12 protein-coding genes are annotated in these 15,772 nt (G+C 51.5%); 6 read left to right on the top strand and 6 right to left on the bottom strand.

The features are described from left to right. Positions 1-13: 13 nt before the first annotated feature. Together pstA and A0G03_RS10250 are read right to left on the bottom strand one after the other, a co-directional pair. Complete coding sequence (gene pstA, locus A0G03_RS10245) at positions 14-1,660, bottom strand: phosphate ABC transporter permease PstA (protein ID WP_048261345.1); 1,647 nt, start codon at positions 1,658-1,660, stop codon at positions 14-16. Then, positions 1,657-3,825, bottom strand: a complete 2,169-nt coding sequence (locus A0G03_RS10250) for an ABC transporter permease subunit (RefSeq protein WP_048261348.1) — start codon at positions 3,823-3,825, stop codon at positions 1,657-1,659. Before A0G03_RS10250 ends, pstA begins: the two co-directional genes overlap by 4 nt. Before the next feature lie 414 nt (positions 3,826-4,239). On the opposite strand from A0G03_RS10250, the gene ppk1 reads away from it, so the two are divergent. The 4 genes from ppk1 (at position 4,240) to A0G03_RS10270 (ending at position 8,720) form a co-directional block, all read left to right on the top strand. Continuing rightward, complete coding sequence (ppk1, locus tag A0G03_RS10255; protein WP_048261350.1) at positions 4,240-6,312, top strand: polyphosphate kinase 1; 2,073 nt, start codon at positions 4,240-4,242, stop codon at positions 6,310-6,312. Then, positions 6,312-7,847: an exopolyphosphatase gene (ppx, locus tag A0G03_RS10260; RefSeq protein WP_048261351.1), complete on the top strand. Its 1,536-nt coding sequence runs from the start codon at positions 6,312-6,314 to the stop codon at positions 7,845-7,847. The genes ppk1 and ppx overlap by 1 nt, the downstream gene beginning before the upstream one ends. A 235-nt stretch (positions 7,848-8,082) precedes the next feature. Beyond that, on the top strand, positions 8,083-8,271 hold the full coding sequence (locus A0G03_RS10265) for a YjfB family protein (protein ID WP_048261353.1): 189 nt from the start codon (positions 8,083-8,085) through the stop codon (positions 8,269-8,271). Positions 8,272-8,504: 233 nt separating this feature from the next. Continuing rightward, positions 8,505-8,720, top strand: a complete 216-nt coding sequence (locus tag A0G03_RS10270) for a YfgG family protein (protein WP_048261355.1) — start codon at positions 8,505-8,507, stop codon at positions 8,718-8,720. A gap of 191 nt (positions 8,721-8,911) precedes the next feature. Here A0G03_RS10270 and A0G03_RS10275 read toward each other — a convergent pair whose 3' ends face one another. After that, on the bottom strand, positions 8,912-9,337 hold the full coding sequence (locus A0G03_RS10275) for an organic hydroperoxide resistance protein (RefSeq protein ID WP_048261357.1): 426 nt from the start codon (positions 9,335-9,337) through the stop codon (positions 8,912-8,914). Positions 9,338-9,530: 193 nt separating this feature from the next. Next, positions 9,531-9,980, bottom strand: a complete 450-nt coding sequence (locus tag A0G03_RS10280; protein WP_048261360.1) for a MarR family winged helix-turn-helix transcriptional regulator — start codon at positions 9,978-9,980, stop codon at positions 9,531-9,533. Positions 9,981-10,198: 218 nt separating this feature from the next. Between A0G03_RS10280 and mgtE the strand changes: the two genes are divergently transcribed. Further along, positions 10,199-11,677 carry a magnesium transporter gene (mgtE, locus tag A0G03_RS10285; protein WP_048261362.1) on the top strand — a complete coding sequence of 493 codons (1,479 nt, stop codon included), beginning with the start codon at positions 10,199-10,201 and terminating at the stop codon, positions 11,675-11,677. Between the two features lie 65 nt (positions 11,678-11,742). Here mgtE and galK read toward each other — a convergent pair whose 3' ends face one another. Further along, on the bottom strand, positions 11,743-12,906 hold the full coding sequence (gene galK, locus A0G03_RS10290; protein WP_048261363.1) for a galactokinase: 1,164 nt from the start codon (positions 12,904-12,906) through the stop codon (positions 11,743-11,745). A 9-nt stretch (positions 12,907-12,915) separates the two neighbouring features. After that, on the bottom strand, positions 12,916-13,956 hold the full coding sequence (gene galT, locus A0G03_RS10295; protein WP_048261365.1) for a galactose-1-phosphate uridylyltransferase: 1,041 nt from the start codon (positions 13,954-13,956) through the stop codon (positions 12,916-12,918). Between the two features lie 464 nt (positions 13,957-14,420). Between galT and galR the strand changes: the two genes are divergently transcribed. Next, complete coding sequence (gene galR, locus A0G03_RS10300; RefSeq protein WP_048261367.1) at positions 14,421-15,431, top strand: HTH-type transcriptional regulator GalR; 1,011 nt, start codon at positions 14,421-14,423, stop codon at positions 15,429-15,431. Positions 15,432-15,772: the final 341 nt, after the last annotated feature.

The following is a 15,772-nucleotide window of genomic DNA, read 5'->3' on the forward strand; positions in this document are numbered from 1 at the left end:
CTTCATCCTACCTTCAGAGTGATAACGAACGATATTTCTCACGCAGAACATGGCGGATCCCAATCGCCGTAAGGTTCAACCCGACCACAATCAACACCAGCAGTAGCGCGGTGATGTACACCAGCGGCCTTGCGGCTTCCACATCTGGGCTTTGGAACGCCAGATCGTAGATTTGGAACCCCAGATGCATAAATTTTCGCTCAAGGTGCAGATAAGGGAAAATGTCATCAACCGGTAAGACTGGCACCGACTTCACCACACCGACCAGCATCAGCGGTGCCGTTTCCCCTGCAGCGCGCGCCACAGCGAGGATCAAGCCCGTCATCATCGCGGGAATTGCCATCGGTAACACGACGTGCCACAGCGTTTCGGCTTTAGTGGCTCCCAGCGCCAGTGAACCGTGGCGAACAGACATAGGAATGCGTGACAACCCTTCCTCCGTCGCCACAATCACCACCGGCAGCGTCAGTAATGCCAGCGTCAATGACGCCCACAGCAGCCCCGGCGTACCAAATGTCGGGTTCGGCAACGCTTCAGAATAGAACAGCTGATCCAACGTGCCACCGATGAGATAGACAAAAAAGCCTAACCCAAACACGCCGTAAACAATCGACGGCACCCCAGCCAGATTAACTACGGCAATCCGCACCCAGCGCGTTAGACTGTTTTTCCCCGCATATTCATGCAAATAAACCGCCGCGATCACTCCCAGCGGCATCACCACGATAGACATCAGCACCACCATCAGTACTGTGCCAAAAATGGCGGGGAAAAGATGACCCGCACTGTTGCTGTCCGGCGAATAGTGCACCAGCATGTATTTCGCCTGCTCGCCCCAGTGGCTCACTTTTTCCCACAGGTTCATCGCATTCGGATACCAGGCCTGTTCAATGTCCCTAAGTGGGATGAGATGGACACTGCCGTTCGCATCCCGTAACTGCACGGTATCGCGATTAATGTCCAAATTGAGTGCGGTTAACTGGCGCGATAGCTCATCGAAACGGCGTTGCAGTTCAGTACGTTCAGCCTGAAGACGCGCCAGCGCCTGATTATCCAGCGTTTTGGTTTGCTGCCGCTTTTTCTCTTCCAGCCGAAGCGCCTCAAACTGCTGGTTGATCTTCGCCATCTCCCCCATGCGGATGGCCTGCGTCTTCACCAGCAATCCCTGCACCTGCTCGACGCGGTGCTGTAACGTGGCGGGCAGATCCGTCGCGACCAGCGGCTGCTCGCCTTCCAGCATTCCGGCCAGATAGCCATAGGCCGTGCCATTATTCGTCCGCTTCAACACCAGAATGTCAGCAGGCTGATCAAATTTGGCTATATCGCGCGACAGCAGCGCACGAAAGCTCTGCCCATAAATTTCACGTTGACCAATTTTGATCAAATAGCGTGTTTCAGCCTCCCTGGACGGCGAGGTTAAACCAGCCTGTTCCAGTTGCTGAGGCGAAAGCGTCTGCTCCGCATAAATTTCACCGATCAATGCACGCTGCATACCCTGTTCAGGCTGCAACGTCAGCAGCCAGACAGGCTGCGGCCAGAGATAGCGCATACCCTGCCCAGCCAGCAGCACGATAATTGTCAGCATCGCCAGCAGGCTAATAGAAATTGACGATGCCGTCAGCCATACCCAAGGTCTTCCCGAACGGAACCAGCGCTTCACACGTTTTCTCCTTCATCACGGTAGCGTTGGCGTAAGCGCTGCCGGATAGTTTCAGCCAGCGTATTCACGATGAAGGTGAAAACAAACAGTGTTAATGCCGTTAAAAACAGCACCCGATAGTGGCCGCTGTTCGTTACCGCTTCCGGCATTTCAATGGCGATATTCGCCGCCAGCGAACGCAAGCCCTGGAGCAATCCCTCATCCATAATCGGTGTGTTGCCCGTCGCCATGAGCACAATCATGGTTTCCCCTACGGCGCGGCCAAAACTCAGCATAAGCGCAGCGAAAATCCCAGCGCTGGCAGACGGCAGAACGACACGCCACAAGGTTTGCCACGCCGTCGCCCCTAGCGCCAGCGATCCCTGACTTAAGCGAGCAGGCACGCTGAACAGGGCATCTTCCGCCAGCGAGAAAATCAGCGGAATCAGCGCAAACCCAAGGGCAACCCCTGCCACCAGCGTATTGCGTTGCACGAAATCATCGCCCAACCACTGGTACAACGGCTGACCCAACACCGCGATTTCGATAAGCGGGGCAATCCAACAACCCGCCACGAATGTCAGCAAAATGGCAGGAATGAGGAATAGCGCATCCCAACCGACAGGGAAACGGACGCGCCAGCGTGTCGGCAGGCATTCAATCAGCCAGCCGCAGCCGATCACGGCCAGAATCCATAAAATCGGCATGACCAGAATAGCGGATAGATACGTCGCAAAATGCGGTGCCAGCCAAATGGCCGCAATCAGGCCGACGACAACCGTCGGCAACGCGCCCATGATCTCCAGCGTAGGTTTAATCCAGCGTCGCAGCGTCGGCGACATAAAGCAGGCGGTATAAATCGCAGCGGACAGCGCCAGCGGCGTAGCAAATAACATGGCGTAAATCGCCGCTTTCATCGTTCCCAACATCAGCGGCATCATGCTGAATTTGGCCTGATAGCTGTCATCTGCCGACGTGGATTGCCAGATATAGGCAGGCTCTGGGTAATTCTCATACCACAGCTTTTGCCACAGCCCGCGCCAGCCAATATCGGGATAGGGATTATCAACCCGATAACGGTGCAAACCTTGCGCGGTTTCAACCAGCAGGGCAGAACCACGCGGTGAAAATGCCAGCTCCAGCGCATGGGCGGGTAATGTTTGCGTCAGCAGCGCATGCGACTGCTTGCTGGCAAACAGCGACAGTTCACCCTGTGCGTTCAACGTGGCGAACACCCGCCGCTGTGCCTCCGTTGCCAGCAACACTGATTCCCCCGCGACGTGCGGAAACTGACGCGTTTCCGTCAGCCTGGCACCCTTTTCGCTCGGGACCTCAAACCATTGGCTAATCCGCCCATCGGCGGCCTGCACCAACAACGATCGCCCACCGGACAACAACGCCAGATGCAGAGGTTCTGCCAGTTGCAATTGCCGTTCTTCCCGCAGCGTCAACGCATTTTCGCCCACCTGCCACAACGTTAATGACTTGCCGCTGAGCAAATACACTTGCAGCCCGTCTGGGGTCAACAGCAATTGGTTAATCACACCTGTCGGAAGCGTAATTGCAGCCCGTTGCCGCATGCCGTTTTCATCAACATCGGCAACAATCAAGGCATTGTCTTGCCCAATCGCAGCCACAACAACATGTTTTTCGGCTACCGACGCTATCGCCAGATGGCGCAACGGCTGCGCAGGTAACCCGAGCGAATAAGCCTGCTCACCCAGCGGGTAATCCCAGAGAGGAGGACGATTTTCCGTACGTGACAGCACAGGCTGAACGAAAAGCAGACGGCCATCGGGCTGGCTCAAGGCATAGACCTGCCGCTCACCCTGACTTTGCGCCAGTAAGCTCAGCGCGGGAACCAGTTGAATACGCGACATGGGCTGATTTTCCGCAAAAGGAATAAACTCACCATAGCCCTGAGCGTCGATGCGAAATCCGATTTGCCCATTGTCGCTAAGACCCAGCGCCAGCGACGGTTCTGCACTGTGGCGCTGAACCGTTTTTTGCCCGTTAACGGTGGGAGAAAGGAACAGTGGCGTCACCACATACAGCAGATAGAAGAAAATTAACAACAGCATAGCCAGTACCAGCAGCCCGCTGCCCGCCACAATGCGGTGAGTCAATCGATCGACCCACGCTCGTCGACGATCCCGATACTGTGATGTATTGACTGTTTTTACCATTGTTCTCGCCGTTAAAGTGAAGCCGCCAGAGTCGTGTTGTTAACGTATTGCGGGTAGCATATGTTGCCTTTACGCCCATAATATGACAATGGTAAGTCTGTCTATGAATTAGATTTTATACCCTAAATAGTTCGAGTTGCATGAAGGCGGCAACCGAGGGAGTCCCGATGAGCTTACACAAGTAAGTGATTCGGGTGACAAATCTGTCGGGAGCAGATTTGAACGCTGCTAGCAGCGGCCCTTTAGGGCGAGGCCCACGACGGGCCGAGTATTTAAGGGCAGCCAACGCACAGACGGCTCGAAATATGACGGGTATCGTCATCAACACGCCATAATGTTGTTGTACCCTATCTCAACAGCGGAAGGGTATGAATATTGGATGAACCTTCAGTACATGAGTTGAGCGGAGTGACAATGGGTCAGGACAAACTCTACATAGAGAAAGAATTAAGTTGGTTATCCTTTAATGAACGAGTACTTCAGGAAGCAGCAGATAAAAGCAATCCGTTAATCGAACGCATGCGCTTTCTGGGCATTTACTCCAGCAATCTTGATGAATTTTATAAAGTCCGTTTTGCCGATTTGAAAAGACGCATTCTGATTAACGAAGAACAAGGTCTGGACGGCAATCTGCGGCATCTGTTAGGCAAAATTCAGGCACGCGTACTCAAAACCGATCAACTCTTTGACAGTCTTTACAACGAACTGCTGCTGGAAATGGCGCGTAACCAGATTTTTTTGGTCAATGAGCGTCAGGTTTCCCCTAATCAGCAAGAGTGGCTGAGAGACTACTTCAGGCAATATTTGCGTCCGCACATCACGCCAATACTCATTTTTAACGAAACCAATCTGGTGGAGTTCCTCAAGGATAACTATACCTATCTTGCGGTCGAAATTATTCGTGGCAATGAGATCAGTTACGCCTTGCTGGAAATTCCTTCGGATAAAATACCGCGCTTCGTTAACCTGCCTGCGGAAGCGCCGCGCCGCCGTAAGACGATGATCCTCATCGATAACATCCTGCGTTACTGCCTGGATGATATCTTCAAGGGCTTCTTTGATTATGATGCGCTGAACGCATATTCCATGAAAATGACACGCGATGCGGAATACGATCTGGTCACGGAAATGGAATCCAGTTTGCTGGAGCTGATGTCTTCCAGCCTTAAGCAGCGCCTCACCGCTGAGCCGGTAAGATTTGTGTATCAGCGCGATATGCCGGATGCCATGGTCACGATGCTGCAAGAGAAACTGGGAATCTCGTCCTTTGACTCCGTCATCCCCGGTGGGCGTTATCATAACTTCAAAGACTTTATTTCTTTCCCGAATGTCGGGCGCGCCAATCTGGTCAACAAATCCTTGCCTCGTCTGCGGCACACCGGGTTTAATCATTTTCGCAATGGGTTTGATGCGATTCGTGAGCGCGATGTTCTGCTCTATTACCCGTATCACACCTTTGAGCACGTATTGGAACTGCTGCGACAAGCCTCGTTCGACCCCAATGTGTTGTCCATCAAAATCAATATTTACCGCGTTGCCAAAGACTCGCGCATCATTACCTCGATGATTCATGCGGCGCACAACGGCAAGAAAGTCACGGTGGTCGTAGAGCTACAGGCGCGCTTTGACGAAGAAGCGAATATTCACTGGGCCAAGCGCCTGACCGAAGCCGGTGTGCACGTTATTTTCTCGGTGCCTGGACTGAAGATTCACGCCAAGCTATTCCTGATTTCCCGCCGCGAAGGGGAAAACATCGTGCGTTACGCGCACATCGGTACTGGTAACTTCAACGAGAAAACCGCCCGTCTGTATACCGACTATTCGCTGCTGACCGCCGACGAACGCATTACCAACGAAGTCCGCCGCGTCTTCAACTTCATTGAGAACCCCTACCGTCCGGTCAGTTTCGAGCACCTTCTCGTGTCACCGCAAAACTCCCGCGACAAGCTTTATAAACTGATTGATACCGAGATCGAAAACGCGCTGGCGAATCGTGATGCAGGCATTACGCTTAAGGTAAATAATCTGGTGGATAAAGGGCTGGCGGAAAAGCTGTATCAGGCTTCCTCGGCGGGCGTGAAAATTAATCTGCTGGTACGCGGCATGTGCTCACTCATCCCTAATCTGCCGGGGATCAGTGAAAATATTCAGGTCATCAGTATTCTTGACCGCTATCTGGAACACGATCGGGTATATGTCTTCAACAACGGCGGGGATAAGAAAGTTTACCTTTCTTCCGCCGACTGGATGACACGTAACATTGATTATCGCATTGAAGTCGCAGTGGAAATCCTTGATCCCATTTTGAAAAACCGCGTATTGGAAACGCTGGATATTCTGTTCAGCGATACGGTGAAAGCCCGTGTCATTGATAAAGAGTCAAGCAACCGCTATGTATCACGCGGTAACAAGCGTAAAGTACGCGCGCAAAATGCTATTTACGACTATATCAAGGCGCTGGAGCAACCTGGAGAGAAGCCTGAATAATGCCGTTAACGAACAATGAAGAAATCGAGATGAAACCGCAAGAATTCGCGGCTATCGACCTGGGTTCCAATAGTTTTCACATGGTGATCGCACGCGTGGTAAACGGTGCGCTTCAAGTGTTAGGTCGTTTAAAACAGCGAGTCCATCTGGCCGACGGATTGGACAACAAAAACATGCTCAGCGAAGAGGCCATTCAACGTGGCCTGAGCTGTCTGGCACTGTTTGCTGAACGTCTGCAAGGTTTCCCGGCAATGAACGTCTCTATCGTCGGTACACACGCGCTGCGTCAGGCGGCCAACGCGCAGGAATTTTTGCGCCGCGCGGCAGATATCATTCCCTATCCGATAGAGATCATTTCCGGCCATGAAGAAGCCCGTCTGATTTTTATGGGCGTGGAACATACGCAACCGGAAAAAGGTCGCAAGCTAGTCATCGATATCGGCGGTGGCTCCACGGAGCTGGTTATCGGTGAAGATTTCGAGCCGATGCTGGTAGAAAGCCGTCGTATGGGGTGCGTCAGCTTTGCGCAGCAGTTTTTCCCAAATGGTGAAATCAGTGAAGCCAACTTCAAGCGCGCCAGGCTGGCTGCGGCGCAAAAGCTGGAGACGCTGTCTTGGGAATACCGCATTTATGGCTGGAAATTCGCCCTTGGTGCATCAGGAACGATCAAAGCCACGCATGAAATTCTGGTGGAGATGGGAGAAAAAGACGGCCTGATTACCCCCGAGCGTCTGGAAATGTTACGCACGCAGATCTTACAGTTTAAGCACTTCAAGGCGCTGAGCCTGCCGGGGCTGTCCGAAGATCGTCAGTCGGTATTGGTGCCCGGCCTGGCTATTCTGTGTGGTATTTTCGATGCGCTGGCGATCAAAGAGCTGCGCTTATCCGACGGTGCGTTGCGCGAAGGCGTGTTGTACGAAATGGAAGGCCGTTTTCGCCATCAGGATATCCGTATCCGTACTGCGCAGAGCCTGGCCACGCATTACAATATTGACCGTGAGCAAGCGCGACGCGTGCGAGAAACTACGCAGCAGCTTTATGCGCAATGGGCAGCGCAAAACCCCAGCCTGGTACATCCTCAGCTTGAGGCCATCTTAAACTGGGCTTCCATGCTGCATGAGGTCGGATTGGGCATTAACCATAGCGGCATGCATCGCCATTCCGCCTACATTCTGCAAAATACCAACCTGCCCGGCTTCAATCAGGAACAGCAGCTCGTGCTGTCGATGATTGTTCGGCTGCACCGTAAAGCTATCAAGCTGGAAGAGTTACCGCGGCTGAACCTGTTCAAAAAGAAACAGTATTTACCACTGGTGCAACTCTTGCGCCTTGCCACACTGTTGAATAACCAGCGTCAGGCAACAACAACTCCGGAATCGCTACAGTTGCATACCGATGACAATTACTGGACGCTGACGTTCCCGCATGACTTTTTTACCAATAACACGTTGATACAGCTCGATCTGGAACGCGAACAGGAATATTGGCAGGACGTCACCGGCTGGAAGCTGATGATTGATGAAGAAAAAATCTGATTATTGAAAACATTACGTTGGAGTCCTGACCTGATTCGTGCGGTGACGTGGCGAAAAAACGTGCAACAGAGCTGACCAATTAGGGCTGATTAGCGTAAAGTTTACCGGGATAGAGCCGATACCAAAATGATGGCTGGCGATCATTTTCGCCAACATCATGCAACCTCGGTGGAAAGGTGCGCTTCCTTTCTATACCGGATAGATATCAATCCAACTCAGTATTAAGGAGAGTAAAATGGATGTATCACAGATTGCATCACTGGCGACCGACCTCAGCAACATGCGTACCAGCAGTGAGGCCAGCGCGCTTGTGATGAAAAAAGCGCTCGATAGCCAAGAGGCTCTTGCTTTAGGTATTTTGCAGGCCTTACCCCCTCTGCCAGCAAATCCGGCGATTGGGCGTAACGTCAATACCACGGCGTAATCCTCTCGCACCACACAACCCGCTTATTTTTTTGAGCGGGTTTTTTGTCACCATCCCTATCCCCTTGTGCTCCCCCTCTCTTCACGCTCGTTCCTGACATGCCTTTCTTTGCACCGAACGTGCGAAAACAGGATCGGCCATCATCTTTTTCACGTCGGCAGATTGACCTCGACTACTGCTTGTGCCTAAATAAACAACAGCGAATGTTCGCTTTCACAGAGGATTAACTGGTAATGTCCACGCTTACCCACAAACGACGATTATCGATACGCCCGCGACGAAGTGGCTCTCGGATCGCTCGTGCTGTTTTGCTCATCAGCTTCATCATTCTTTTAGGCCGCTTTGCTTACTCCACTATTACCGCGTTTGGTCATCATCAAGACAAACAGCAGCAGCGTGCTGAACAATTACTGCTTCCAACCAACGTACTCATCAATCAGAAAGAGTAGTGCTTAACTAATCCGCTGATTATCTTTTATTTTTCCTCGTCTGGTTTTATTGCCTTGGCATTGTCGCGCCCGTTATTCATGCCAGCCTCACTGTCCATCCAGAATATGCCGTACAAATAAAAAAAACGGCAGTGCGAATTTTCGCAGCCACCGTTTTCATCGATCGATAATACGCTTACTTCACGCCGAACTTAGACGATAGTCAGGGTCACATCGATATTGCCACGCGTTGCATTAGAGTATGGGCAAACGATATGGGCTTTCTGCACCAGATCTTCAGCCACTGCGCGATCCAAACCTGGCAGGGAAATTTTCAATTCAACTTCAATACCAAATCCTGTTGGGATGGCACCGATGCCTACGCTACCGTTTATCGTGGTATCAGCAGGTACAGCGATTTTGTCACGGGCACCGACAAACTTCATCGCACCGAGGAAACAGGCAGAATAGCCAGCGGCAAACAGCTGCTCTGGGTTAGTTCCCTCACCACCTGCGCCGCCCAATTCACGTGGGGTCGTCAATTTAATATCAACCGCTTTATCGGAAGACACCGCACGACCATCGCGACCACCGGTAGCCTGGGCATGAGCAACGTATAATACTTTTTCAATAGACATAATGTGACTCCAGATTGTTAGGGGGTGGCCTAAGACAATAGCAATACTGCTCAGGCTTTATTTACATAGCGAAAAACTAAATCGCACACTACTTAATGAGTTAAAAATAAACCAATTAATCAAAAAATAAATTGCTTAAAAACCAGATACTATCTAACAGACTTCTCGGTGCACAAGGCAACCACTGCAACCGTCAAAGATGCCCGATAAGGCTCTTACGCAGCATCTCTAAATCTTTTTTGATCGTCTGCAACTGTTCAAGATGACATTCCGTGGCACAAAACACGCTTTCAGGAATCGCTCGCGCCTGTTGCTGAAGTGCCCGTCCTGCTTCGGTTAACCCGATCAGCACCTGACGTTCATCTTCTGTTCCCCGATTCCGCACTACTAGCCCTGCACTTTGCAACCGCTTGAGCAATGGGGTTAACGTGGCGGAATCCAGATACAGCCGCTCGCCCAGTTCAGATACCGTCAATCCATCACGTTCCCACAGTATCAACATGACCAGATATTGGGGATAAGTCAGATTTAACTCAGACAGCAAACGACGATACAGCTTATTCATTGCCAGATTGGCTGAATACAGTGCGAAGCACAGCTGTCCATCCAGTTTGTAAGCGTTGTCGTTCATCGTCTCTGCCATTGGTGTCTGTTACGTTTCTGGGACTGACTATATATCGCTAAAAACTAAATAGCAAACGATTTAGTTTTGCGTTAAATAAAAACAACCCTAAAATCACGTAAGAACGACAGTGATACTTTTTTCAGACTGCAATTCGTCGGTAATCCTATTCTTAATCTACTGATTTTGCGCTACGTTTAATCAAACACGGATAAAAAACAGATCGAGCACAAAACGTTATGTCGAGTGTAAAAAAACTTACCGACCTCCGGCGCCGTATCTCCCTTCTGCTGTTGGAAAACAAAGAACTGGTTGAAGACATTATCAACCGACAGCCGTATATAACAGAACGCGACGAAGCGAAGCTAAACGACGAGACGACGTTTAGCAAAAAAACGACGCTACGTGACAAAAGTATTCTACTCGACCAAACTGCAGAAATAAGTCAACTTATCATTGATTTACATGCTGCCGACCTGGCCGATTTGCTGGAGTCTTTACCACAGGATGAGCGTCTGGCGCTCTGGCGACTGATTCCCATAGCGAAGCGTGGTCGTGTGCTGATTGAAGCCTCCGACAGCATTTCCGACGATCTCATCAGCGATATGCAGGATAAGGAGATTCTGAGGGCAGTTCGGGTACTGGATGTGGATGAGCAGGCTCAGCTTTCTCGCCTCGTCCCCCGCCATCTGCTAGGCCGAATACTCACCTCGCTTGAGCCAAAGCAACGTGCGCAGCTACGTGCCGCCATCAATTATGATGAAGACTGCCTCGGCCACATGATGGATTTCAAACTCATCACCGTGCGCGCCGACGTCACACTCGCGACAGTACAGCGCTATCTGCGCTACCGCAAAAAGATCCCCAACTCCACTGACAAACTGTTCGTCACCGATCGCAAAAACACACTGATCGGTGAGCTGTCGCTTGCCAGTATTCTGCTCCACTCGCCTCAGGCTTTAGTGACTGACGTTATGGATGCTCAGCCACTGAGATTTCAGCCTGAAGATAAAGTCGAAGAGGCTGCGGGGGCTTTTGAACGTTACGATTTGATCTCCAGCGCCGTGGTGGACAGCAAAGGAAAGCTCATGGGGCGCTTGACGATTGAAGATATCGTCGACGTTGTGAATCGGGAAAGCGACAGTAACCTGCGGCGTTCGGGGGGGTTAACGCCCTCTGAAGATGTCTATGCGCCCGTGTATAAATCATTCCGCAACCGCTGGGCATGGCTGGCCGTCAACCTTTGTACCGCGCTCATCGCCTCGCGGGTCATCGGCCTGTTTGAGCACACGCTATCCCATTTGGTCGCACTGGCGACGCTCATGCCAATTGTCGCGGGTATCGGCGGGAATACTGGCAACCAAACGATCACCATGATTGTACGTGCACTGGCACTACATCAGCTCGAACACGGTAAAAAATCGTATTTGCTGCTCAAAGAATTAGGCGTTGCGCTGGTAAACGGGGTGATATGGGGCACGATTATGGGCGTGGTGACCTTCCTGCTCTATGGCAACCCCGCTATGGGTGGCGTGATGATGCTGGCGATTTTGCTGAATTTACTGCTCGCTGCGCTGATGGGGGTTGCCATTCCGCTGGTCATGATGAAGCTCGGACGCGATCCAGCCATCGGTTCCAGCGTGATGATTACGGCAATCACCGATACCGGCGGCTTCTTTATCTTCCTTGGGCTGGCAACAGTGTTCCTGCTGCCTTAAACCAATGCAATGTAAAAAGGGCTTTACGCATAAAGCCCTTTTTACTTGCTATTATCGGACGAGACTTAATTCAAGCGACCGGCACCGTCTGACGCATGGCACAGGTAGATTGACGGCTGAAGCCCAGTACGCGCCGGATATTCACGCTCGATCACCTGTTTGACTTCATCGGTTAACGCCGAAGGAATCAGAGCAACAATACAGCCACCGAAACCACCGCCAGTCATACGCACGCCGCCCCGTTCTCCAACATAATCCTGAATCAGATCCACCAACGTATCGATCGGCGGCACGGTAATTTCAAAATCATCACGCATGGAGACATGCGATTCCGCCATCAGCGTAAATAAGCGGTGAGCATCCTGACGCGCCAGCGCATCGGCGGCTTCCAGCGTGCGGCGATTCTCGGTAATAACATGTCGCGCACGGCGAACCGCCACCGAATCCAGTCCTTCGATTCCCGCCTCAAACTGCGACAGTGAGACATCACGCAGCGCCTTGACGTTAAAGTGACGCGCCGCCGCTTCACACTGCTGGCGACGCGTGTTGTATTCGCTATCCACCAGCCCACGGCGCACATTGGAATTCACGATGAGAACGTCGACGCCATCAAGCATACGCACAGCGCGCCCCTCAAGAGAGCGACAGTCGATCAACATCGCCTGACCTGCGCGCCCCTGAGCGGAAATAAACTGATCCATAATGCCGCAGCTACAGCCGACAAAATGGTTTTCCGCCTGCTGGCCGTTTAACGCTACATCCAACTGGCTAATGTCCAAGTTATTCAGTTCTTTGAACGTCTGCCCGATCGCCACTTCCAGCGAAGCCGATGAACTCAGCCCGGCACCGGAAGGCACGTTACCGGAGACAACCATATCCATGCCGCTAAGCGGCAGACCGCGCGCCAGCAAAAACTTCACGGTTCCACGAATATAGTTCGCCCAGACGTATTCAGAATGAGGCACGATATCTTTGGCAAGATCAAACTCATCCTGCTGGTTGTCATAGTCCACTGCGACCACCCGCACGATACCATCCTGACGCACCGCCGCACTGACGACTGTCTGGTAATCGATAGCACACGGCAAGACAAAACCATCGTTATAATCGGTGTGCTCACCAATCAAGTTGACCCTGCCGGGTGCCTGAATCGCAGCGTGCGGCGTATAGCCAAATAATTGGACAAAAACAGACTCGGTTAACTGGCGTAGAGAATCAATACGGCTCATAAAATGACCTCAAATTTGCTCACGGAAATGGATATCACTCACGCTGCGTAAGCGTTCAGCAGCCTGCTCAGCCGTCAGATCGCGCTGTGCTTCGGCCAGCATTTCATAGCCAACCATAAATTTGCGCACGCTGGCGGAACGTAATAGCGGGGGATAAAAATGGGCATGCAGCTGCCAGTGCGCGATGTCCCCGTCCTTAAACGGTGCACCATGCCATCCCATCGAATAAGGGAATGAACACTGGAATAGGTTGTCGTAACGGCTGGTCAGCTTTTTCAGAATCAGAGCCAGATCGTCACGCTGAACGTCATTCAGCTGTGGTAATCGCTGCACCACGAATTTTGGCAGTACCAGCGTTTCAAACGGCCACGAGGCCCAGTAAGGAACCACCGCTAGCCAGTGCTCGGTTTCCACGACGATGCGCGAACCGTCAGCCTGCTCCCGCTGCACATAGTCAAGCAGTAACGATGAACCATGGCGGGAAAAATAGTCCCGCTGCTGTTCATCCTCACGCTGTACCTCGTTCGGCAGAAAATCATTGGCCCAAACTTGCCCATGTGGATGGGGGTTAGAACACCCCATCATTGTCCCTTTATTCTCAAATACTTGAACCCACGGGTAGCGCTTGCCTAGCTCCTCGGTTTGATCGCTCCACGTATCGATCACTGTTTTCAGTGCCGGCAGCGAAAGCTGTGGCAGGCTTTTACTGTGATCGGGAGAAAAACAGATCACACGACTGACACCACGGGCTTGCTGCACGCGGAACAGTTCATCATCACCCAACGGTGCATCCGGCGTGTCTTCCATCAGTGCCGAAAAATCATTGGTAAAAACAAAAGTACCCTGATAGTGCGGGTTGATGTCGCCAGTAATACGTTTATTGCCCGCGCAGAGATAACAGGTCGGATCGTAAGGCGGCGGCGTGGCGCGATCGGGTTCATCCTGCTGACCTTGCCAAGGGCGCTTTGCCCGGTGCGGAGAAACCAGAATCCATTCGCCTTTCAGCGGATTAAAACGGCGATGCGGATGTTCAGTTGGCTCAAACTGCATAAGCTATTCCTCAATACAAAACACGAATTCGGTACAGCGGTGGTAGCCATCCGCAGCCAATTGTATGGCGCTAGCAACCCGCGGCAGGATAGAAGAGACGATGAACACACCTGTAAACCTAGCCAGAAAAGCCCATAAATGTAATCAGTTTCACTATATATCATGGATAAAATAGCTGTAATCATGCTGAATACAGATAGGCCGCTATCTTTTAGCTATCACTCAAGTGTAATCGGTTACCCTAAATTTAAACCTCAAAATGGTATTTTGGAAGAGAGAAATGGACGATGATTGTTGATAGCGATCACATAAGTACGGTCTGGATCAAAAAGGAAAGGTGGTCGGATAGGTAACATCCGCAAAAAACCTGTACATTTATAAATATAAGTAATCGATTTTTTCTTTTAACTTGCGCGTTAGGCTGCGGTCCGCCTCACCACGCATTTGACCGCTCAGGAATGCCAATGGCCACAATAAAGGATGTTGCTCGTCTATCAGGTGTATCAGTCGCTACGGTTTCGCGCGTAATCAATAACTCGCCCAAAGCCAGTACCGCCTCAAGAGAAGCCGTAAACAAGGCCATGGCGGAGCTACAGTATCATCCGAACGCCAATGCCAGAGCGCTCGCACACCAAAGTGCAGAGACAATGGGGCTGGTCGTTGCAGATGTATCCGATCCCTTTTTCGGGACGATGGTCAAATCTGTCGAACAAATTGCACAGGCAACCGGCAACTTTCTGCTGATCGGTAACGGCTACCACAATGCCGAACAGGAAAAGAAAGCCATTGAGCAGTTGATTCGCCACCGCTGTGCGGGGCTGATCGTGCACGCCAAAATGCTTTCCGATGAGGAATTGGCCGCGCTGATGAGTCATATTCCGGATATGGTGCTCATCAACCGCACCTTGCCCGGTTATGAAAACCGCTGCGTAGCACTTGATGACCGCTATGGCTCCTGGCTGGCAACACGTCATTTAATTCAGGAAGGCCATCAGAAGATCGGTTTTCTCTGTTCTAATCACCAAATTTCCGACTCCGCCGACCGCCTGCAAGGCTATATGGATGCACTGCAAGAGCACGGCATCGCACGAGATGAACGCCTCATTGCACGCGCGTCACCAGACGAACTAGGCGGCGAAGCTGCCATGATGGAGCTCCTGAGTCGGGGCGGCAATATGACGGCGGTGGTGTGCTACAACGATTCGATGGCGGCGGGTGCGCTTTCCGTCCTGAGTGATAACAGCATCAACGTCCCGCAGGATATGTCGGTGATAGGGTTTGATGACGTACTGATCGCCCGCTACCTCCGCCCTCGCCTGACCACCGTGCACTATCCGGTTTCCGCCATGGCCATTCAGGCAGCGGAATTAGCTATCGCGTTGTCCCACGGTAAACAGCTCAGCGAAACCACGAATATGTTTAGCCCGACGCTGGTACGCCGCCATTCGGTAAGCCCTCCTACCCGCAAGAAATAACGGTATTTCATCAAAGCTGTCTGCCTGATGCGGTATTCCGCGTCAGAACAGGCAGCGACGCTATTGCGCACCTGAATTCATACATCTTGTTTTTCTCTTCCTTCAGCAAGCACGCTTTCCCTCTATTCCAGAAATGTTTCCGACTCAACATCGCATTACACCTTTTATGCAACGTTCCCGATTCTGGTATAAAAAAATTTTATGCTGCATTTGAGGCACACAAGCAAAACGTGTAACCAGTTACACACCATTACATAGCGAATAACATCAGGTTAATGCTAATAAATAACCCAAGAACGGCCTGTGGCACCGTTAAATCAGTGTAAATTTTGGTGTAACTC

Origin of the sequence: Pectobacterium peruviense (assembly GCF_002847345.1) — a bacterium.
Classification (GTDB): Bacteria; Pseudomonadota; Gammaproteobacteria; order Enterobacterales; family Enterobacteriaceae; genus Pectobacterium; species Pectobacterium peruviense.

Excerpts from the sequence above, each read along its gene's own strand:
- A0G03_RS10250 (WP_048261348.1), bottom strand. The coding sequence starts at position 3,825 with ATGGTAAAAACAGTCAATACATCACAGTATCGGGATCGTCGACGAGCG.
- ppk1 (WP_048261350.1), top strand. The coding sequence starts at position 4,240 with ATGGGTCAGGACAAACTCTACATAGAGAAAGAATTAAGTTGGTTATCC.
- ppx (WP_048261351.1), top strand. The coding sequence starts at position 6,312 with ATGCCGTTAACGAACAATGAAGAAATCGAGATGAAACCGCAAGAATTC.
- A0G03_RS10265 (WP_048261353.1), top strand. The coding sequence starts at position 8,083 with ATGGATGTATCACAGATTGCATCACTGGCGACCGACCTCAGCAACATG.
- A0G03_RS10270 (WP_048261355.1), top strand. The coding sequence starts at position 8,505 with ATGTCCACGCTTACCCACAAACGACGATTATCGATACGCCCGCGACGA.
- A0G03_RS10275 (WP_048261357.1), bottom strand. The coding sequence starts at position 9,337 with ATGTCTATTGAAAAAGTATTATACGTTGCTCATGCCCAGGCTACCGGT.
- A0G03_RS10280 (WP_048261360.1), bottom strand. The coding sequence starts at position 9,980 with ATGGCAGAGACGATGAACGACAACGCTTACAAACTGGATGGACAGCTG.
- mgtE (WP_048261362.1), top strand. The coding sequence starts at position 10,199 with ATGTCGAGTGTAAAAAAACTTACCGACCTCCGGCGCCGTATCTCCCTT.
- galK (WP_048261363.1), bottom strand. The coding sequence starts at position 12,906 with ATGAGCCGTATTGATTCTCTACGCCAGTTAACCGAGTCTGTTTTTGTC.
- galT (WP_048261365.1), bottom strand. The coding sequence starts at position 13,956 with ATGCAGTTTGAGCCAACTGAACATCCGCATCGCCGTTTTAATCCGCTG.
- galR (WP_048261367.1), top strand. The coding sequence starts at position 14,421 with ATGGCCACAATAAAGGATGTTGCTCGTCTATCAGGTGTATCAGTCGCT.